Consider the following 20,286-nt stretch of genomic DNA (forward strand, 5'->3'; position numbering starts at 1 on the left):
ACGTTCCAGATCAGGACGAGGGCCGCAGCAAGCAGCGCGGACATGATGAGGCGGTGAACTAATCGGTTCATTGCAGGTCCGGCACGGGCGTCCATACCCCAATGTCGATTTTCCGAAGCGAACGTCCCGGCACGCGGCCTGATTAGCGCTGCCGCGCCAGGCTGCAACCGCTCGATAACGGCCTTGCCGATCCCGTGTCGCCGGACTGCGCCGACGGTAGCTCGTCGATCGGCGAGTTCTGCTTGCCGGTGTTGAACTCGAAGATCTTGCGGAACAGGCCCGGCGCCATCGCCGAGATCGGATTGACGCGCATCACCGGCGCCGCCGGCGTACCGACAACCTCGTAGGTCACGCCAATCAATCCCTCTTTGTCGCCGTTACCCAGGAAGAGGCCGAACAACGGAATCTGGCCGAAGATGTTGTTCACGCCGTACATCGGCACAAAGGTGCCGCTCATGCAGACCTGGTTGCCGGGAAAGTCGACCGAGCCTTCGATGGTGGCGCCGATCATCGGTCCCTTGACCACGCCATCGCGGATCGTGAGCGCGCCGCTCTGCCGCGTGAACTCCGCGCGCAGCGCCGTGAAGGTCACGCCATTCTGCGCGCCATTAGGGGCACCCGCCGCGACGCGATCAAGCTGATCCATTCCCCTGACCGCGAAGTCGCGCACATTGATCAGGCCTTCCCTGGCCGTAGGCTCTGACGTCGGCGGCTCCATGGCAACCACCATCTGGCCGCCGAAGACCTTGTTGGTCGTGTCGGTGAACTTCAGCAGCGATCCGGCATCATTGGTCTGAAGATAGATCACCTCGCGGCTGCCTTGCGCGCGCCCGCCGCGCAAGTCCGCCGCCACCGGGGTGTTTTGGCCGATCCTGCCGCTCAGCGTGAACGCCTTGATCGCCCCGCTGCGCTTCGACATCTTGGCATCGACGCTGCGCATCGTCTCGCCGTTGAATCCGGCGACCGTGCCAAGCTTCACATCGATGTCGAAGTCGACGTTCTTGAGCTTGCTCTTGCTGTCGTCCTTGGAATTGCCTGAGATCGCCGACTTCAGGAAGCCGCGGCCGTCGAACACATCGCCGCGCATCGTGCCACGCACCACGCCGTCCTGACCGCGCTCCACCTTGAGCGACGTCTTGTCGCCGTCTGACGGCGAGTAGACCGGGAAGTTCGCATTCATGAGGTCGCCGTTCGGATCGACTTCGAGCGAGCCCTTGATCGAGGCGCCGCCGCCCTCGATGACGATGTCCTCGAGCCGTGTCGATTGCGCCGTCGGTACCACCTTGAACGTCGCCTTGCTCGCCTTGCCCGGCAGCTTGACCCAGCCTGGAAGAATGTTGTCGAGCTTGACCGACGTCAGGTCGGCCTCGATGCCGAGCTTGGTCGTTGCGTCCGGACCGCCGGCAATCTTGCCCGACACCTTGACCGGCACCGAGCCGCTGACGGCCGGACTGAGGTCAAAGCCCAGGCGGGCGCGGCTGGCATCATCCAGCGTCGTCTGCAGCTTGACGTCGGCATCGCCATCGGTCGCCTTGCGATAGTCCAGCGAGGCCGCCTGCCCGTTGATCTTGACGTCGCCCTTGACCTGGTAACCCCCGTTGTTGGCGACGACCTTGAGATTGTTGGCCTCGAGCTTCTGGTTCATCACCAGCTTTTCGGCGCTGAAGCCGTTGAGATCGGCGGTGACGGCGTAGACGGTGTCCGCCTTGGTCAGCTCGCCCTTCACCGGCAGGCCGAGCTGGATGTTCGCCGTGAACGTGCCCTTGCTGGTGTTGGGATCGACGACGGTCGACGACAGATCGCTCAGCCGATCATTGGACAGCATTTCGGCTGCCGCCGGCACCGGACCTTCGACACGGAAACGCGTCCGCGACGGCGACGGCTTTGGCGCCATATCAGGCACTTCGAAGGTGAAGTCGGAAATCGTGATCTTGCGGCCTGCGGGCGTGTCGGCAATGCCCTGGGCGATATTCACCGTGGCCGTGCGTCCGGTCACGTGCGCCTTGAGATCGGCGTCGTGCACGACAGGCATGCCGTCGACGGGGCGAACCGCAACGCCGCTCGCCACGATGTTGACCGACAAGCCATCATCGGGAATCGGCGGCCCCTTGCGCGGAAGGTTACGCGTCGGCGAGTTGACGCCGACCTCAATGCGCTGGAGCGTGCCGCGCTCGATCCGCTCGATCACCCATTGCCGTAACTCCGGCACCACAAGCGTCGGCCACATCCGCTTCAAGGCGGAGGCCGACATCGGCGTTCCCGCAAAGCCGAGCGTCAGGCGTGGCTCCCCGGAATAGTCGATCGCACCGGTGCCGGCGACGCCAATCTCGCCGTTGGAGATATCGGCCTGCGTCAGCAGCATGCGCTTGTGGTCGGTGTCGAAGCGGAAGCCGATCGCGATGCGGTTGAAGACGAGCGGCGGCTCGTTGTCGATGCCGCCGAGCAGGATCGAACCGCCGCTGAAGCCGAGCTGCCAGTCGTTCACGGTGCCGTTGGGCGGCTCGAGATGGGCCAGCAGCGTCAGACGGTTCGCGCCCGAAATGATCTTGAACGGCGCGACCAGCACTCGTCGATTGGCATCCCATTCGATATTGATCTCGGCCGAGTCGATCGCCATCGGATAATCGGGCGTGTCGGTGTCGATGATGTTGCCCGCGCCGATGGTGACCTTGCCGCGGAAGAATGTCGGCACGCCGTCGCGGCCGAGCTCGCCTTTCAGCTCGCCGGTCAGCGGCAAATCGGCCGTATAGGTCAGGTCCTTGACGCGCAACGCGAGCAGGATGTTCGAGGTCGAGACCTTGTCGGCGCGAATGTCGACCGACCGCACTCCATTCTCGCTGGGTCCGATCGTGGCGCGCAGCGACCACGGGTGCGCGCCCTCCTCGCCGAGGCTGAGCGCCACACCGCCCTGGCTTGGCCGGCGCAGGCTGAGCGTGATGTTCTCAAACGTCCATTTGCTGCCGCGCTGCTGGTCGTCGACAATCAGATTGCCGTTCTTGAGACCGATCTCGTTGAGGTTCTGGCCGTCGAGGCCGGTCATGCTCAGGCTATCGAGCCAGTCGAGGCCCTGAAGAATGCCGCTCTGCGCGGCCGGTTGAGGCGCGGCCTGGGTTGCGTCCGGCGTTGCGGGTGCCATCCCGAAAGGCGGCGGCGGCACGCCGTTACGCGGGAATGTCGGCGGCAGCCCTGCTTCCTTCTTGGACGCGACGCCGGTTGCCAGCGGCTTCGCCGTGTCGCCGGCAGAGACCGTGACGGTGCCATCGGGCGCGATCCGGATTGCAAGTTCGGCATCGACCAGGTTCAGGCTTTCGGCGCGCAGGCGACCGGTGAGAAGAGCGGCTCCCGACAGTCTCACCTCGGCCTTCGGCGCACTGGCGACGATGGCATGGTCATGGTCACGAACGATGATGTCTCGGATGCGCACGGCGATCCGGATCCGCCCCGCACGCTCGATCTGGGTGCCGCCAACCTCCACGGTGTTGCCGTGGCCGATATTGTCCTCGATGGCGGCGGCGAGCCAAGGCGTCGCCATGTCGAGATTGATCGGACCTGCGCCAAGCCGCCACCACAGCGCACCAAAGCAACCGACGAAGATGACGATCAGGGTGCCGACAAGGATAGCCATCCGCCGCAGCCAGCGGCCGCTTGGCAGCGCTCGCCGCAACGCCGAGAAATCGCCACCGACGCGAAAGCGCGAGTTGGAACGCGACAACAGGCGGCGTGCGCGGTGGCCCGCCTCCTCTTCCTGGTCCCGATCCCAATCGGCCTCGTCCCATTCCGGCTGCTCGTGACGGCCGGCGTGTCGATCGAAGTCCCGATTGTGATCCTGGGTGTGATCTTGGGGCGACGTATTCCTTGCCATTGCCTCTCGATACAGGCGCCCATCATAGGACTGAGCGCCGCCGGGACCGCAGCCATCGACGGGAATGGACACTCCCCGCCCCGGCATTGCCGCCATACCTCTAATGTTCCTGCTGTTCGTCATCTCGCCCCGGGAGCGCGTTCAACGAGCAGTGGGGTGGTGCGTGGAATTCCTTGTAACCATACTCCGTCGCCGCCAAAATTGCCCAGCCGAGGGCGCGAATCCGGCACACCGGACGAGAGCTGCAATACCGCTTTGGTTGACCCGCCGAAAGCGACGAAAGGAAGGCGTATGTCCAAGAAATCCCGAAAGAAATCGTCCAAAACGCCCTCCGGCAGTTTGACCGCTAAAAAGAAGCCCGTGAAAGCGCGGGCAACGACTCAAACGCGTAGCGCGAAAACACAGCCGGCATCGGCAGGCAAATCAACCAAGACAGGCGCAAAACCAGCATCGCATAAGGCCGCATCGAAACGGTTAAAATCTTCTGAAAAGGCCTCCAGGCCTGCGGCTGCGACGTCGGGAGCCAAATCGGCTCTGGCCGAAGGCCAGAAGGCCCCCGCGTTCCGCCTGCCCCGCGACGGCGGCGATGTGGTCACTCTCTCGGACTATGCCGGCCAGAAGCTGGTCCTGTTCTTCTACCCCCGCGCCGACACGCCGGGCTGCACCCGTGAGGCGATCGACTTCACCCGCCTCAAGAGCGACTTCACGGCCGCCGGCACTACGGTGCTGGGGATTTCGGCCGACCCGTTAAAGGCCCAGGAGAAATTCCGCGACAAGCACGGCCTTGGCATCCCCCTGATCTCGGACGAGCAGCATGAGATGCTGGCGGCCTATGGCGCCTGGGGCGAAAAATCCATGTATGGCAAGACCTTCCTCGGGATTCTTCGTACCACGGTGCTGATCGGCGCCGATGGCAAGGTAGCCAGGATCTGGCGCAATGTCCGGGTCGACGGCCATGCTGACGATGTGCTGGCTGCGGCAAGAAGTCTTTAACCAGCCCGTTAAAATCGAGCGTTCCCGTTTCCGGAAAATTAACCATGACCAGCCCAGATTGCTGCGGCAATTAAGCCGCAAGGAACCGTTCCGACCGGCGCGGGAGTGCCGATGTCGAAAAGTTCTGCCCAATATTCGCAGTACCCCCAGCATCATTCGCACGACCACGGACGGTCCTTCCACCGCCGGCCTGCGGCCGCTGTAGCTGCAGCGATTCCCCTGCCCGCGGCCGACGACGCCTACACCATCGTGCATCACGGCAAGCAGGTCCGGCTTGGGCCCGTGGTGTTCTGGATCGTGGTCGGCACCGTCGTTCTGCTCGGGCTCTGGTCGGCGGCGACCGCCACTTATTTCGCTTTTCGCGACGACGTCCTGACCCGGCTGATCGCCCGCCAGGCCGAGATGCAATACGCCTATGAAGACCGCATCGCCGAGCTGCGCGCCAAGGTCGACCGCACCACCAGCCGGCAACTGCTCGACCAGGAACAGTTCGACCAGAAGCTCGACCAGATCATGAAGCGCCAGACGGCGCTGGAGTCCCGGGCCACGGCGCTTGGCGCCATGCCGGACGTGACCGGATCGATCCCACGCGCGGCGCCGCAGCGCGGCGAGGCGAACCAGACGACCCAGGGCACGCCAAAACCGTCGCCGATCAGCGATACCGTGATCTTCGTGGCGCCGCCCGACCGTGAGGCGCGGCTGGAATCGCGCGCCCCCGCCGTGATCGCCCCGCCGGTCAATCAATTCGCCAAGAACCAGGGCTTTGACAATGTCCTGGTCCGGCTCACGAACTCGCTCGATCAGGTGGAGCGCCGCCAGGTCGCGGCGCTCAGCGCCGTCGAGGAAGGTATGGATTCGCGGATGCGGCGGATGCGCGGCGTCGTCAGCGACCTCGGCCTGAACCTTTCCAGCCTTGAGGCCGCGGTGCCGCGCGCTCCGATGGGCGGCCCCTTCGTGCCGGTGAAGCTCACGGCAAACGCTGGCCCCTTCGAGAAGCAGCTCTATCGCATCAATGTCACGCGCGCCGAAATGGACCGGCTCACTCGTACGCTGGCGCAGGTGCCCTATCGCAAACCGGTCGTCGGCGAAGTCGAGTTTACCTCCGGCTTCGGCGTGCGCAGCGATCCCTTCCTCGGCCGGCCCGCGATGCACACCGGTCTCGACTTCCGCGCCGCGACCGGCGATCCCGCGCGCGTCACCGCCAACGGCAAGGTGGTCTCGGCCGGCTGGTCCGGTGGTTACGGTCGCATGGTCGAGGTCGATCACGGCAACGGGCTGTCGACCCGCTACGGCCATCTCTCCGAGATCAACGTCAAGGTCGGCGAGACCGTGAGGATCGGCCAGGTCATCGGCCTTGTCGGCTCGACCGGTCGTTCAACCGGCCCGCACCTGCACTACGAGACCCGCATCGACGGCGAAGCCGTCGACCCGCAGAAGTTCTTGCGCGCCGGCGTACGGCTGAGCGCGGGCTAAGTGCCGCGCGTCGGCCCTTAGTGGCATCCGCCGGCCGGCCTGATTACTGGCTGTGCTCGTGACCGACCTCGCCGGTGATGACGTCACCGAACAGCTCCCAGGCCTGCCCGTTGAAGCGCATCAGCTGCATCTGCTCGATCGGGAAATAGTCATCGGGCGAGGTGTTGACCACGATGCCGGGCAGCATCAGGTCGGTGTGAAAATTCTTCAGGCTGGCCGCTTGCTTCATGACGTTGTCGCGCGTGAGATTGTCGCCGCACTGCTTCAGGACCTGCGCCATCGCCTCGGCCTGCACGTAGCCATAGAGGTTGTTGGCGTTGGCCTTGTCGCCATCAGGATAATACTTGTCCATGAACGCCCGCCACGCGATCACCGCCGGATCCTTGTCCCAGGTCGGATCGGTCGGGTCCTTCAGATAGGCGGTCGAGATGATGTCCTTGGAATATTCGAGCCCGGCGGGCTTGAGCACCGAGGCGATGGAGGTTGCTGTATTGGCCAGGAAGAATTTGGGTTTCCAGCCGAGCTCACCCACCTTGCGGATCGCCTGCGCCGAGCCCTTCGGCGCCGCCCATGAGAAGAAGATGTCGGCGCCGGAATCGTGCAGGGCGACAATCTGCGAGTCGATCGAGGGATCGCTGACCTCGTAGGACTTGTCGGCGATGATCATGTTGGCCTTGTCGCCAAGGCCGTCCTTCAGGCCCTTGAACTGGTCCTTGCCGGCGTCGTCGTTCTGCCAGAACACCGCAATCTTGCCGGTCGGGAATTTGTCGAGGATGTATTTTGCGTAGATCCGCCCCTCGCTCTGGTAGTTGGGCTGAAAACCCATCGTCCACGGAAAGTTCTTGGGATCGCCGAACTTGGTGCCGCCGGAGGCAACGAAGAGCTGCGGCACTCGTTTGGCGTTCATGTACTTCATGATCGCCGAGTTCGAGGGCGTACCGAGCGCCTGGAAGATCAGCAGCACCTCGTCACTCTCGACCAGCTTGCGCGCCTGCTCGATCGCCTTCGGCGGCGAATAGGCATCGTCATAGCTGATGAAATTGATCTTGCGGCCATTGATGCCGCCCTGATCGTTGATCATCTTGAAGAACGCCGCCTCGGTCCTGCCGATCACGCCATAGGACGACGCCGGCCCGCTGTAGGGCATGATGTTGCCGATCTTGATTTCGGTATCGCTGGCGCCGGGGTCGTATTGCTTTTGCGCCGAGGCCGGGGTGGTGGCGAGCACGGCGGCAGCAAGCACCGCGAGGGCAGTAAGGTGTTCGCGACGACCCGGCATTGGTCTCTCCCTGCATCTTATCGTTCTTGTTTTAAGAGAGTGTCGCAAGGCGACAGGCCGCTGGCAAGCGACAGGATTTTCCGTGAAGTGAAACGCCGCTTGGGAACTTATCGAGCGCGCTGCAACATTGTCAGCACCCGTCCGTCGATCACGAGCAAAGCGCTGCCGATGACGATCGCGCCGGCGATCTCACGCATGGATATCGGCTCACCCAGCACCAGCCATCCCAGCAGGATCGCGGTCACCGGAATGAGCAACGTCACCAACATCACATTGGTCGCTCCCGAGCGTCGAATAATCTGGAAGAAGATGATATAGGCGAGCGCGGTCGATAGCGCAGCGAGGCCAAGCACAGCGAGCCAGGTCGTCACATCCGGCACGGGCAGACGCCATGGCTGTTCCGCCGCACCAGCAACAATCGCCATCATCACCGTCGACGCCATCAGTTGAAACGTCGCGGTGCCGAGCGGGGGTGAGTCCTTCAGGAGCCGCCGCGCGGCGAGCGCCGCAAAGCCGTAGCTGAGCGCGCCGCCAAGGCAGAGCAGGATGCCGAGCCCCTGCCCGGTCCGCGTCTCGATCCCCCAGCCGCGCAGGATGATCACGCCCAGGAGTCCCAGCGCGACGCCAGCCACCCGCCGCGCCTGCAACGCCTCTTCGCCCACTGCGGCCATCACCATCACGGTGAACAGCGGGGTGGTGGCGTTAAGGATCGACGCCAGTCCGCTTGGAATGAAGGTCTGGCCAATCACGATCAGCGAGAACGGAAGGACATTGTTGAACAGCCCAATGACGAAGAACGGTGTCCAGCCGGCGACGCCTTTGGGAAAGCCGATCCCCTGCATTCGCAGAAACGGCACCAGCATGGTCGCGCCGAGAACGACACGCAGGAACACCAGCGTCAGCGGCGGCAATTCGCGGAGCGCGGCGCCGTTGAAAAAGAACGAGCCACCCCAGAGAATCGATAGCACGGCAAGCAGCGACCAGTCTCGCGCGTCGATCCGGCTATCACTGGCGGACATGGCAACTCATTATCGATGACCCACGTTGTCGCTAGTACGACGTGGCGCTCATCACCACCCGATTTCCGAAGAATGCACCTTGCGAACACCCCTATAGATTGAGCTAACATCGATTTATCGCGTGCACCATCTTGGACGGCAAAAGTCGTATTTTCTCAGGCTGGGAAAGAGATGTGGGAATTTGCGAAAGACTGGGCGCAAATCGTCCCTGATTTCACACTGCTTGTGGCGCTAAGCGCATTTCTGATCGCGTGGCGACAACTGGTACTCAATCGGCAAAACCAAAGAGAAACAACGGCAAAATCGACCTTCCGAGAGTATCTCAGGCTGGCAGTTCAATACCCCGAACTAGCCCAAGGCAACGACGGAACTCTCAAGGGCAATGAGTTGGAGCGATATAAATGGTTGGTTGGCTATCTTCTTTGGTCCACCGAAGAGTTGCTTGAGCTCAAGCAGACAGAGGACGTCTGGACCGACAATCTTAAGATGCTATTGGGATACCACTATGACTACCTGAGCTCTAAAGAATTTACAGAACAAGAACTTAAGACGTACTCCACTAAGACGCAGGCTCTCATTCAACAGGTGACCGCTCGGAAAGCAGTCAGCCCTCCGAGCGTATAACCGTCATCGCTGCGTAACGGAGTTCGCGCCTGGGCCCCTTCCTCACCTTCGCGTGGTCCCCGCGATATCGGCGACCACCGCCCCGATCACCAGTGCGCCGCCGATCAGCGCATGTGCGGCCGGCACCTCACCAAATTCCACCCAGATCCAGAAGGCCATTAACGGCGTTTCCAGTGTCGCGATCAATGACGCCTGCCCCGACGGCAGCAAGCGCGAGCCCAGCATATAGAAGGTCAGGCCGAGCGCGACCTGGAGGCAGCCGAACATCGCGAGGATCGCCAGGTTATGGCCGCCGATATGGGCGATGTCATGGGCGAGCGGCAGGCTGACGAGGCTGCCGATGAAATTCGAGAGTGCTGCTGCCGCCACCATCGAGGTCTCCCTGTGGCGTCGCACGACGACTGTCATGGCCGAGATGGCGAGCACCATCAAGCAGCTTAGGGCCACACCGCTGATATCGGCGTCAGATCTGATGCCGCCGACGGTGATGACCACGCCGGCAAAGGCGACGAGGCTCGCGATCAGGGTACGCCAGGTTGCGGCTTCGCCCAGCCACAGCCATGCCAGCGCGGCGGCGACGAACGGCTGCGTCGCGATCAGCACCGCGACATTCATGACGTTGGTCATCTGCAGCGCAGGAATGAACGAGATCATGCCGGTGGCGGACAATGCCGCGACGAGCAAGCCGCCGCGTCCCGGCACCACCAATTGCCGGAGCGCAGCCGGTCCCTGCATCGGGACGAGAAGCACGGTGATCAGGCTGCCGCCGAACAAGCCGCGCCAGAACAAGATGGTCCAGGGATCGAACGGCAGCAGCCGCGTGAAGAACGGCGCCGTGCTCCAGGCAATCGCCGCCGCAGCGACGAGGGCAATGCCGAGACCGCGTTCCGACCGAGCCTGCCCCATGTCGAATTCCAGCTAAGTCGAATTCCAGTTAAGATGACTTTTTCGGCCGCGACACCAGCTCAATCATCTTGCCTTCGTCGTCGTCGGGCATCACGGCCTTTGCCTGCGCGTAAGACTCGACGGCGGCGCGCGAGACCAGCGGCTTGTCGGCCAGCAGGCTCTCGGCGAGCTTCACGGCATAGGCGGCATCCTTGTGCCGCAGCGCAGCCGTGAACGTCGCGCCGCTGAAATCACGGGCCACCATGCGCTTGGAATGGCGCTGAACTTGCGGGCTTGCGGCGACGCCAGCCTGGATCGACTCCAGCACCAGCTTCATGTCGAGCCCAGCCTGCTCCGCGATCGCGAGGCCCTCGGCAAGGCCGGCGATCTGGATTGCGCCCATGAGGTTGTTGATCAGCTTGTAGACCGTGCCGGAGCCGACCGCCCCGAAATGCCTGATGGTCGAGCCGATCGGTTCAAGGAAAGGCTGCGCGCGCCCGAGGTCGGCCGCCTCGGCGCCAACCAGCAGTGTCAGCTTTCCGGCCGCTGCCGCATCCGGCAATCCCGTCACGGGGCAATCGATGTAGATCAGGCCACGCGCGCTCAGCTCGCGCCCCATCTCGCGCGCATGGTCATAGGAGACGGTGGAGCACTCGATCGCGATGGTGCCGGCCTTCGCGGTCTTGGCGGCGCCGTTGGGCCCGAGCCAGACCGAGCGCGAGGCTTCGTCGTCGGCGACCATGGTCACCACGGCGTCTGCGTCGATCGCGGCATCCTCAGGCGAGGTCGCCCACTTTGCGCCGCGCGCGATCAGGTCTTCGGCTTTTGACTTGCTGCGATTCCACAGCGTCACCGTAAAACCGGCATCGAGATAACGGCCAGCCATGCCGTGGCCCATCCGTCCAAGCCCGATGAAGGCCACGCGGGTCATGATCAGTCCACGTCCTCGATGTCAGCGCCGGGGGTGCCGAAGGCGCGCTGCGCGAGCGTCGCGGCCATGAACTCGTCGAGCTCACCGTTGAGCACGCCCGACGTGTCGGACGTCTGCACGCCGGTGCGCAAATCCTTCACCATCTGATAGGGCTGCAGCACGTAGGAGCGGATCTGGTGGCCCCAGCCGATATCGGTCTTGGCGGCCTGGTCGGCGGCGGCCTTCTCCTCGCGCTTCTTCAGCTCGATCTCGTAGAGGCGCGCACGCAGCATGTCCCAGGCCTGCGCCCGGTTCTTGTGCTGGGAGCGGCCCGCCTGGCAGACCACCGCGACGCCGGTCGGAATGTGCGTCAGGCGCACCGCGGATTCGGTCTTGTTGACGTGCTGACCACCGGCGCCGCCCGACCGCATGGTGTCGGTACGAACGTCGGATTCCTTGATGTCGATCTTGATGCTGTCGTCGATGACAGGAAACACCTGCACGCTCGAGAACGAGGTGTGGCGCCGCGCATTGGAGTCGAACGGCGAGATGCGCACCAGGCGGTGCACACCTGCTTCGGTCTTCAGCCAGCCATAAGCATTGTGACCGGAGACCTGGATGGTCGCGGACTTGATGCCGGCTTCTTCGCCTTCGGACTCTTCGAGGTATTCGACCTTGAATCCGTGCGTCTCGGCCCAGCGCGTGTACATGCGCAAAAGCATCTGCGCCCAGTCCTGGCTCTCGGTGCCGCCGGCGCCGGCATGGACTTCGAGATAGGAATCGAAGCGGTCGGCCTCGCCCGAGAGCAACGCCTCGAGCTCGCGTCGCGCCACTTCCTTCTTCAGGTTCTTGAGCGCAGCTTCAGCTTCGGCCACGACGCCGTCATCGCCCTCGGCCTCGCCGAGCTCGATCATCCCGATATCGTCTTCGAGCTCCTGCTCGACCTTGCCGATGCCCGAGAGCGAGTCCTCCAGCGAGGTACGCTCCTGCATCAGCTTCTGTGCTTTCTGGGGATCGTTCCAGAGGTTGGGATCTTCTGCGAGCTTGTTCAGCTCAGCGAGGCGCGCCGTCGATTTCTCGACGTCAAAGATGCCTCCTCAGCAGCCCGACTGACTGCTTGATCTCTTCTACCAACCGTTCGATTTCGGCGCGCATATCGTTCTCTGATTTCGCGGAATCCCGCGTGCTAGCGCATGATCCGGGAAAGTGTGCAGCGGTTTCCCGAAAAGATCATGCGCAAACAAGAAATAGAGCGCGATAACTCATCGCGCTGAAGGGGATGTAGCGGCGGCGGCTGCAAAGCGCAACCGCCGGAGCTTCAACTCAGTGCTGTTATCCCAGGGCCCTAGTACAGCCCGCCGGTGCCCGGCCGCATGAAGAAGCCGGAATCCGGCGCCTGCTGCGGCGGCGGCACGCCACCGCGCCCGTCGGCGTCGGCAACGCCGATGACCGAGTAATTGTCCGGCGGCGCCGTACCGGGCTTGAAGGCCTCGAGGATGGTTCCGCCGCTCTCGCCGGGACCGGCGCGCATGCCGGTCTTGGCGACGACACGGATCAGCTTGATGCCGGCCGGCACCTTGAACGGAACCGCGGGCTTGTCAGCGAGCGCGAGCTTAAGGAAGTCGCGCGCAATCGGCGCGGCGAGATGGCCGCCGGTCGCGGCATTGCCTTTGCCGAGCGGACGCGGCTTGTCGTAGCCCATGTAGATGGCGACCGCGACGTCAGGCGAGAAGCCGACGAACCAGGCGTCCTTGGCCTCGTTGGTCGTACCGGTCTTGCCGGCGATCGGCTTGCCGACTTCCCTCACGACGGTTGCGGTGCCGGCCTGCACCACGCCTTCCATCAGCTCGGTGATCTGATAGGCCGTCATGGAATCGAGCACCTGCTCGCGGCGGTCGATCAGCTGCGGCTCGGGCTGGTTCTTCCAGCCGCCCGGCGCATCGCAGCCTCGGCATTCGCGCTGGTCGTGCTTGAAGATGGTGTGGCCGTAGCGGTCCTGGATACGGTCGATCAAGGTCGGCTTCACGCGGCGCCCGCCATTGGCGATCATCGAATAGGCCGTGACCATGCGCATCGCCGTGGTCTCGCCGGCGCCGAGTGCGTAGGAGAGATAGTTCGGCAGCTCGTCATAGACGCCGAAGCGGCGCGCATATTCGCCGATCAGGGGCATGCCGATGTCCTGCGCGAGCCGCACGGTCACCGTGTTGAGCGATTGCCGCAGCGCGTTCCGCAACGTCACAGGTCCCTGATATTTGTTCGCCGAGAAGTTTTCAGGCCGCCATACGCCTGCGCCCTGCCCCTGGTCGATTTCGATCGGCGCGTCGAGCACGACGGTCGAAGGCGTATAGCCGTTGTCGAGCGCTGCCGAATAGACGATCGGCTTGAACGACGAACCCGGCTGCCGGTAGGCCTGCGTGGCGCGGTTGAACTGACTCTGGTCGAACGAGAAGCCGCCGACCATCGCGAGGACGCGTCCGGTCCAGGGGTCCATCACCACCATCGCGCCCGAAACTTCGGGAATCTGGCGCAGGCGATACTGGCCTTCGACCGGTTGTCCTTCCTTGCTGTAGAGCGGATCTGCATAGATCACGTCGCCGGGCTGAAGCACCTGCGCCACTGATGTCGGCGTCTTGCCCTTGAAGTTGCCCTGGGTCGCCCTCGCCCACCGCACGCCGTCAAGCGTGACGAGGCCGGTCTCGCGTTGCTTGCTGACGGCGCCGCCGAGCTCGCGGTTCGGCTGGAAGCCGATGCGCGCCGACTGGTCGCTGGTTTCCAGCACCACCGCCATGCGCCACGGCGAGATGTCGGAGAGCGACTTGATCTCCGCGAGCTTCACGCCCCAATCGCCCGAAATATCGAGCTTGCTGATGGCGCCCCGATAGCCCTGTTGCTCGTCATAGTTCACGAGGCCGGCGACCATGGTCTTGCGCGCCATGACCTGGATCTTCGGATCGAGCGTGGTGCGGACCGACAGGCCACCCTCATACAGCTTCTTCTCGCCGTAGCGCTCGAAGATGTCGCGACGAACCTCCTCGGCGAAATATTCGCCGGCGAAGGTGTGGGCACCGTTGGAACGGTTGGTGACGACCAGCGGCTCCTTGCGCGCCTTGTCGGCGTCAGCCTGCTTGATCCAGCCGTTCTCCTGGAGACGGTCGATCACGTAATTGCGACGCTCGATGGCGCGATCGCGGTTGCGAACCGGATGCAGCGTCGCCGGCATCTTCGGCAGCGCTGCGAGGTAGGAAGCTTCCGCCACGGTGAGCTCATTCACCGACTTGTCGAAATACACCAGCGAGGCGGCGGCGATGCCGTAGGCGCCGAGGCCGAGATAGATTTCGTTCAGATACAGCTCGAGGATCTTGTCCTTCGAATAGGTCTTCTCGATGCGCATCGCGAGCAAGGCTTCCTTGATCTTGCGCGAGAAGGAGACCTCGTTGGTCAGCAGGAAATTCTTGGCGACCTGCTGGGTGATCGTGGAGGCACCCTGCGGACGGCGGTTGGAGCCGAAATTCTGCAGGTACAGCACGCCTGCGCGCGCCATGCCGGTGTAGTCGATGCCGCCATGCTCGTAGAAATTCTTGTCTTCGGCGGCGAGGAACGCGTTGATCACGAGCTTCGGCACCGCCTGGATCGGCAGGTACAGGCGCCGCTCCTTGGCGTATTCGCCGAGCAGCGAGCCGTCGACCGCGTGGACGCGGGTCATCACCGGCGGCTCGTAATCCTGCAGCTGAGAGTAGTCGGGCAAGTCCTTGGAGAAATGCCAGATCAGGCCTGCCACGGCACCGACACCGACAAGGAACACCACCGTTCCCGCGGCAAACAGGAAGCCCATGAACCGCACAAGCAAGCGCATTATGTGTTTATCCGTTCAATCCCAGGATCAGCCCAAAGCACCCCAAACGGGCGCCGTCCTCACGTCGCGAATTCACCGGCCTACTGAATACCATTGATGCCGGACCGAAAGACGCTTGCCGAACGGGATTCTCGTCGATTCCGGAACCCCCTGCGTTGTTTTTATAAGGCGTCCGCTGTGGCCAAACTAGGGCTTAACAACGGAACAGGCATTCCCTTCTTAATTCCCGGCCCCCGCGGTCGCCATCCGCTTGGCCAGGAACGTGTCGATCGCCTGGGCCATCGAGCCGGCAGCCTTGGACCGCCACCCCTCGGAGACGAGGTGCTCAAGATCGCCCTTGTTGGAGACATAGCCGATCTCGACCAGCACCGAGGGCACGTCGGGCGCCTTCAACACTCGGAAGCCGGCCGACTTCAGGGGATGCTTGTGCATCCGCATGGTCGACTTCATTTCGCCCATCAGCAGATGAGCAAAACGGCTTGAAAAGGTACGGGTTTCCCGCTGCGTCAGGTCGATCAGGATGTCGGCGACATCGGTCGGCTCTTCCGCCAGGTTGAAGCCGGCGATCGCGTCAGCGCGATTTTCAGCATCGGCCAGCCGCTGCGCTTCGGCGTCGGAGGCCTTGTCCGACAGAGTGTAAATGGTGGCACCCTGGGCATCGCCTTCGGCCTTCGGCAGCGCATCGGCGTGGATCGAGACGAACAGCGCGGCGTTCAGATTGCGGGCGACCTTGGGCCGGTCGTTGAGCGGGATGAAGGTGTCGTCGTCCCGCGTCATGACCACCCGGTACTTGCCTGATTTCTCCAACCGGTCGCGTAGCGCGAGGCCAAAGGCCAGCACCAGATTCTTCTCGCTCTCCCCGCTCGACTGGGTGCCGTTGTCGATGCCGCCATGGCCGGGATCGATCACGACCACCGGGCGGCCATCTGAAGGCGCTGCCGGCTTCTGCTGCGCCGGTTCTGGCGCGGCGGGAACGGTCGTGGGCGGAACGGCGGCAATTGTCGGTCGCAGCTCGGGATGATTCTCCGGAGGGGGAGTCTGCACGAAGGCCGCACGATCCACCTCCTCGAGCTCCAGCACCAGTCGGGCCGGCTGGCCGTTGGCCGCGTCGAGCACGTAGGAATTGGCGATCTTGGCGGGGCCGGTCAGGTCGAACACGATTCGGGAGCCGCCGGGCATGACCAGCCCGTACCGAAAGGCCTTGACCAGCCCTCGCCCGGCTCCTGTTCCGGGAGCCAGCTGAAAATTGACCTGGGGAACGTCGACCACCACCCGATAAGGATCGGCAAGCGTCGTGGTGCGGAAGGTAACGGTCTGGTCGAGGTCGAGAATGAAGCGGGTCTGCTTGCCGTCACCGGCTAGGCGCGCGGCTGTGGCGACAGGAAAATTTGCTGCCGCAGCAGAGGGTTGCGACGGGCCCTCCGCCGCGCTCAGGCGCGAGGAATCGGCGCATGGCAATGCTGAGGCGCATAGAAGCGCAAATCCTAGCAAAACCCGTTGATTTGTGCGGCTCGCCACCGAATCCGTGCCTCCGAGCAGCCCTCTTTAACGCAATAGAACCACAGGGTTAATCAGTCCTTAATGACAGAAACGCAAAACTCCCGGACTGTGACCGGCGTGCGACGCTCCCTTGCACGGATGGCTCATTCCTCGTATGTACGGAATGCTGACGGCCAATGATTTCCGGTTGTGTCGCATTCAGCCTCCCGGTGCAGCGCCGGAGCTCCCAAGGTTCGGGAATTCCAGCGTTTTTCTGTTCCCCTCAACGACCAGCGCGGTGCGCGGCAGCGAGGCGGACCAGGGCAAGCTCCGGCGGCGAACGGTTTCCGGTTACCACACTGTTTCCGGGGCAGTTTTGACAGCGACGCGGCCAGTTACCCACCTCCTTAATCCAGAGGAGGCGGTTCTTGATCCAGGGCGAGCGCGCACGCGCCATGCCTGGCCAGCAGCAACTGATTAGGGGCGGCCCCGCCGCCCAACGTTTCATACGGGCCGACGCTTGATGCGCCAGACTGTGCCGACGAATTCTGAAGGACCTTTCGCGACGCTGCGGAGTGAAAATCCCGCGCGCCGCTTCGGTTCTGAGGCTTCCGATTCGGCAAGGCGCGAGAGACGGCGTTTCGGCCTTCCCCTCACCCCCGAATCAGGTGGACCGTCGCGTCACCCGGCAGCGCAGATCGCGCCCACGGTGAACCGCGCCCGCCGCCGCCAAGAGTTAAGACATGCCCAACAAGATGTTGATCGATGCCACCCACCCGGAAGAGACCCGGGTCGTCGTGGTCCGCGGCAATCGCGTCGAAGAGTTTGACTTCGAGACCGCGCAACGCAAGCAACTGCGCGGGAACATTTACCTCGCCAAGGTCACCAGGGTCGAACCCTCGCTCCAGGCCGCCTTCGTCGAATATGGCGGCAACCGCCACGGCTTCCTCGCCTTCAGCGAAATCCATCCCGACTACTACCAGATCCCGGTCGCCGACCGGCAGGCGCTGATCGAGGCCGAAGAGCAGGCCCATCGCGAAGCCGAGGAAGAGAGCGAGAACCGCTCCCACGGCCGTCGCCGCTCGCGCCACCGCAATGCCCGCCGCCGCGGTCACGGCGAGCGCGTCCGCAGCGACATTGTCGAGGGTCTCGACGCAGGTAGCGATCCCGCCGCCCAGCCGGTCGAGGGCCAGCCCCATCAGGAGCACGCCGAAGGCACGGCGCATGAGGGCGAGCACCTGCACGCCGATGCCGAGCATCACGGCGAGTACCACGAGGGTCACGACCACGACCATCATGACCATGATCACGACGATCACGGGCATGACGATCATGAGCACGATGATCACGGCCACCATGATCATGCGCACGCGCACGATGACGACCATGGTCATGACCACGAGCATGATCATCACGAGCACGATCATCACGCCGACGAGACGCCCGCGCCTGTCGCGGCTGTTGGTGCCGAGCCCGTCGTTGCGGCCGAGACCGTTGCCGAGTCTCACGAAGCTCGCGCCGTCGAAGGACATGGCGAAGCGTTTGCCGAGATCGTGACCTCGGTCACCGAGCCGGCCGATGCCGTTTACGCCGCCGGCGAAGCGGTCGAGGCGCCGCATGCCGAGGCTGCGGACGCTAGCGAAGACGACGACGAGGACGATGAAGACGGCGAGGAAGCCGAAGAGGAACACGTCGAGTCGGTCGGCGGTGACGACGTGCTCGAGGAGGTTCCGGAGCGCACCTTCCGTCCGCGCCGCCAGTACAAGATCCAGGAAGTCATCAAGCGCCGCCAGGTGATGCTGGTGCAGGTGGTCAAGGAAGAGCGCGGCAACAAGGGCGCAGCGCTGACGACCTACCTCTCGCTCGCCGGCCGCTATGCCGTCTTGATGCCGAACACCGCGCGCGGCGGCGGCATCAGCCGCAAGATCACCAGTGCGCAGGATCGTTCTCGCCTGAAGGAAGTGGTGCAGGATCTCGACGTGCCCGAGGGCATGGGCATCATCCTCCGCACCGCAGGTGCCGCGCGCACCAAGCCCGAGATCAAGCGCGACTTCGAGTACCTGATCCGGATGTGGGAGACGGTGCGCGACCTGACGCTGAAGTCGCAGGCCCCGACCCTGGTCTACGAGGAAGGCTCGCTGATCAAGCGCTCGCTGCGCGATCTCTACAACAAGGAGATCGACGAGATTCAGGTCGCCGGGGAATCCGGCTATCGCGAAGCGCGCGACTTCATGAAGATGCTGATGCCCGCCAATGTCAGCGCGGTCAGGCAATATCGCGACGGCCAGCCGCTGTTTTCGCGCATGGGCGTCGAGAGCCAGCTCGATGCGATGTTCTCGCCGACGGTGCAGCTGCGCTCGGGCGGTTACATCGTGATCAACCAGACTGAGGCGCTGGTCTCGATCGACGTCAATTCCGGACGATCGACGCGCGAGCACCATATCGAGGACACCGCGCTCAAGACCAATCTGGAAGCGGCCGAAGAGGTCGCCCGCCAGCTTCGCCTGCGCGATCTCGCCGGCCTGATCGTCATCGACTTCATCGACATGGACGAGAAGCGCAACAACCGTGCGGTCGAGCGCAAGCTGTCCGATTGCCTGCGGCAGGACCGCGCGCGCATCCAGGTCGGACGCATCTCGCATTTCGGCCTGCTCGAGATGTCGCGCCAGCGCATTCGCGCCAGCGTGCTCGAGAGCTCGACCGATCCCTGCCCGCATTGCGGCGGCACCGGCCACGTGCGTTCGGTGTCCTCGGTGGCGCTGCAGCTCTTGCGCGGCCTCGAAGAGATCCTGATGAAGGGCGCGACCCACAATCTCGTGGTCCGCACCCGCACCGACGTCGCGCTCTATGTGCTCAATCACAAGCGTGGCCATCTGCGCGACCTCGAGAACGGCTTCAAGGTCACGCTGTCCGTGATCGCCGATCCCAGCGTCAGCGGCCCGCAAGCCTATGTGATCGACCGCGGCGAGCAGGTGCATACGCTGGAAGCCGCCAAGGCGCTGCTGGCCACACAGGCGGCCGCAAGCCCGCCGCCGCTGGCTGAAGAGGCCTATGACGAGGAGGACGGTTTCGACCTTGAGACCGAATCCGAGGTCGAGACCGACGAGACTGAAGGTCTCAGCGAGGAACAGGCGTCAGGTGAAGCCGCGGCCGATGGGGACGGCCAGCGCCGCAAGCGCCGCCGCCGTCGGCGCGGTCGCGGCGGTCAGCGCGACGGTGAGCTTCGCGAGGACAGCCCGACGACGCTTCCGGAGCCGGCTCTGGCCGCCGGCGAAGGCGAAGAGGATGGCGAGTCCGAGCAGGATGGCGAGGACGGCGAGGAGCAGGCCGCGCGCGGCGAGCAGCAGGGCAGTGGCGAGCGCCGTCGCCGGCGTGGCCGTCGGGGTGGACGCCGCCGGCGCGGCGGCAACGAGGACGGTCTCGCCGGATCGATCGGGGACGAGCTCGGCGGCAATCCTCCGTCGGAGGCAGCCGACGCGGTGGCCGATTTCGACAGCGCCGGCAGCGAGACCGCTCCGCCGATTGCGCATTCGGAACCGATCGCCCCGGTCGAGCACGAGACGTCTCAGCCCGAACCTCAATTCCACCAGGCGCCGGTTGAAGCGCCGGTCCAAGGGTCGGCTCATGCCGCACCCGCTGCTGCTGTCGCCGAGGAAGAGCCCGTCGTCGATGAGAAGGCGGCACGTCGCCGCTCGACAGTCCGCGAGAAGGTGAGCTTCCTGTCGTCGGGCAGCGAGCAGGCAACCCCGGTTGATTCAGCGCCGGAGCCGGTTGCTCCGCCCGCGCCTGTCCCGGAGCCCGCACCGGAAGCGGCTGCCGAGACGCCGGCGGCCCCGCGCCGCGCCGGCTGGTGGTCGCGCCGTTTCGGCGGCGGCGAGTAGGCCGAACACCTAATGCAAAACGCCCGGC

The 20,286-nt window shown here is 64.1% G+C and carries 13 protein-coding genes; 4 read left to right on the top strand and 9 right to left on the bottom strand.

The annotated features are described in order from the left end of the window. Nucleotides 1-142: 142 nt before the first annotated feature. The gene (locus L6639_RS00450; protein WP_237859370.1) at nucleotides 143-3,949 is read right to left on the bottom strand and encodes a YhdP family protein; all 3,807 of its coding nucleotides are present in this window, start codon (nucleotides 3,947-3,949) and stop codon (nucleotides 143-145) included. A gap of 204 nt (nucleotides 3,950-4,153) precedes the next feature. Here L6639_RS00450 and L6639_RS00455 point away from each other — a divergent pair, with 204 nt between their 5' ends. Both L6639_RS00455 and L6639_RS00460 read left to right on the top strand, forming a co-directional pair. Next, nucleotides 4,154-4,855, top strand: a complete 702-nt coding sequence (locus tag L6639_RS00455; protein WP_237858022.1) for a peroxiredoxin — start codon at nucleotides 4,154-4,156, stop codon at nucleotides 4,853-4,855. Between the two features lie 111 nt (nucleotides 4,856-4,966). Continuing rightward, the gene (locus L6639_RS00460) at nucleotides 4,967-6,328 is read left to right on the top strand and encodes a M23 family metallopeptidase (RefSeq protein ID WP_237858023.1); all 1,362 of its coding nucleotides are present in this window, start codon (nucleotides 4,967-4,969) and stop codon (nucleotides 6,326-6,328) included. A gap of 43 nt (nucleotides 6,329-6,371) precedes the next feature. Here the strand turns inward: L6639_RS00460 and L6639_RS00465 are convergent, their stop codons facing one another. Continuing rightward, nucleotides 6,372-7,607 carry an ABC transporter substrate-binding protein gene (locus L6639_RS00465; RefSeq protein ID WP_237858024.1) on the bottom strand — a complete coding sequence of 412 codons (1,236 nt, stop codon included), beginning with the start codon at nucleotides 7,605-7,607 and terminating at the stop codon, nucleotides 6,372-6,374. A gap of 107 nt (nucleotides 7,608-7,714) precedes the next feature. Next, entirely contained in the window at nucleotides 7,715-8,626 is a 912-nt protein-coding gene (locus L6639_RS00470) for a DMT family transporter (protein ID WP_237858025.1), read from the bottom strand. A gap of 171 nt (nucleotides 8,627-8,797) precedes the next feature. Here L6639_RS00470 and L6639_RS00475 point away from each other — a divergent pair, with 171 nt between their 5' ends. Beyond that, nucleotides 8,798-9,250: a hypothetical protein gene (locus tag L6639_RS00475; RefSeq protein WP_237858026.1), complete on the top strand. Its 453-nt coding sequence runs from the start codon at nucleotides 8,798-8,800 to the stop codon at nucleotides 9,248-9,250. Between the two features lie 42 nt (nucleotides 9,251-9,292). Here the strand turns inward: L6639_RS00475 and L6639_RS00480 are convergent, their stop codons facing one another. The 6 genes from L6639_RS00480 to L6639_RS43220 all read right to left on the bottom strand — a co-directional run bounded on the left by L6639_RS00480 (nucleotide 9,293) and on the right by L6639_RS43220 (nucleotide 17,996). Continuing rightward, the gene (locus L6639_RS00480; protein ID WP_237858027.1) at nucleotides 9,293-10,156 is read right to left on the bottom strand and encodes a DMT family transporter; all 864 of its coding nucleotides are present in this window, start codon (nucleotides 10,154-10,156) and stop codon (nucleotides 9,293-9,295) included. A gap of 28 nt (nucleotides 10,157-10,184) precedes the next feature. Further along, nucleotides 10,185-11,066 (bottom strand): NAD(P)-dependent oxidoreductase, encoded by an 882-nt coding sequence (locus L6639_RS00485; protein ID WP_237858028.1) that lies wholly within the window; start codon nucleotides 11,064-11,066, stop codon nucleotides 10,185-10,187. A 2-nt stretch (nucleotides 11,067-11,068) separates the two neighbouring features. Beyond that, a protein-coding gene (gene prfB, locus L6639_RS00490) for a peptide chain release factor 2 (protein WP_237858029.1) occupies nucleotides 11,069-12,200 on the bottom strand; the annotation gives its coding sequence in 2 pieces (ribosomal slippage) (nucleotides 11,069-12,130 and nucleotides 12,132-12,200; 1,131 coding nt in all). A 190-nt stretch (nucleotides 12,201-12,390) separates the two neighbouring features. Beyond that, nucleotides 12,391-14,898, bottom strand: a complete 2,508-nt coding sequence (locus L6639_RS00495; RefSeq protein WP_237858030.1) for a penicillin-binding protein 1A — start codon at nucleotides 14,896-14,898, stop codon at nucleotides 12,391-12,393. A 219-nt stretch (nucleotides 14,899-15,117) separates the two neighbouring features. Beyond that, entirely contained in the window at nucleotides 15,118-16,416 is a 1,299-nt protein-coding gene (locus tag L6639_RS00500; protein ID WP_237858031.1) for an N-acetylmuramoyl-L-alanine amidase, read from the bottom strand. Between the two features lie 614 nt (nucleotides 16,417-17,030). Next, the gene (locus tag L6639_RS43220; RefSeq protein ID WP_338076512.1) at nucleotides 17,031-17,996 is read right to left on the bottom strand and encodes a hypothetical protein; all 966 of its coding nucleotides are present in this window, start codon (nucleotides 17,994-17,996) and stop codon (nucleotides 17,031-17,033) included. Between L6639_RS43220 and L6639_RS00505 the strand changes: the two genes are divergently transcribed. After that, nucleotides 17,931-20,258 (top strand): Rne/Rng family ribonuclease, encoded by a 2,328-nt coding sequence (locus L6639_RS00505; RefSeq protein ID WP_338076513.1) that lies wholly within the window; start codon nucleotides 17,931-17,933, stop codon nucleotides 20,256-20,258. The two genes, L6639_RS43220 and L6639_RS00505, sit on opposite strands and share 66 nt — an antisense overlap. Nucleotides 20,259-20,286 lie beyond the last annotated feature (28 nt).

It is taken from the genome of Bradyrhizobium zhengyangense (genome assembly GCF_022012555.1).
GTDB classification, from domain to species: domain Bacteria; phylum Pseudomonadota; class Alphaproteobacteria; order Rhizobiales; family Xanthobacteraceae; genus Bradyrhizobium; species Bradyrhizobium zhengyangense.

What these genes read in the sequence shown, in the direction of transcription:
- L6639_RS00450 (WP_237859370.1), bottom strand. Translation starts at nt 3,949, where the DNA reads ATGCCGGGGCGGGGAGTGTCCATTCCCGTCGATGGCTGCGGTCCCGGC.
- L6639_RS00455 (WP_237858022.1), top strand. Translation starts at nt 4,154, where the DNA reads ATGTCCAAGAAATCCCGAAAGAAATCGTCCAAAACGCCCTCCGGCAGT.
- L6639_RS00460 (WP_237858023.1), top strand. Translation starts at nt 4,967, where the DNA reads ATGTCGAAAAGTTCTGCCCAATATTCGCAGTACCCCCAGCATCATTCG.
- L6639_RS00465 (WP_237858024.1), bottom strand. Translation starts at nt 7,607, where the DNA reads ATGCCGGGTCGTCGCGAACACCTTACTGCCCTCGCGGTGCTTGCTGCC.
- L6639_RS00470 (WP_237858025.1), bottom strand. Translation starts at nt 8,626, where the DNA reads ATGTCCGCCAGTGATAGCCGGATCGACGCGCGAGACTGGTCGCTGCTT.
- L6639_RS00475 (WP_237858026.1), top strand. Translation starts at nt 8,798, where the DNA reads ATGTGGGAATTTGCGAAAGACTGGGCGCAAATCGTCCCTGATTTCACA.
- L6639_RS00480 (WP_237858027.1), bottom strand. Translation starts at nt 10,156, where the DNA reads ATGGGGCAGGCTCGGTCGGAACGCGGTCTCGGCATTGCCCTCGTCGCT.
- L6639_RS00485 (WP_237858028.1), bottom strand. Translation starts at nt 11,066, where the DNA reads ATGACCCGCGTGGCCTTCATCGGGCTTGGACGGATGGGCCACGGCATG.
- L6639_RS00495 (WP_237858030.1), bottom strand. Translation starts at nt 14,898, where the DNA reads ATGCGCTTGCTTGTGCGGTTCATGGGCTTCCTGTTTGCCGCGGGAACG.
- L6639_RS43220 (WP_338076512.1), bottom strand. Translation starts at nt 17,996, where the DNA reads ATGCGGCGCCTCGACCGCTTCGCCGGCGGCGTAAACGGCATCGGCCGG.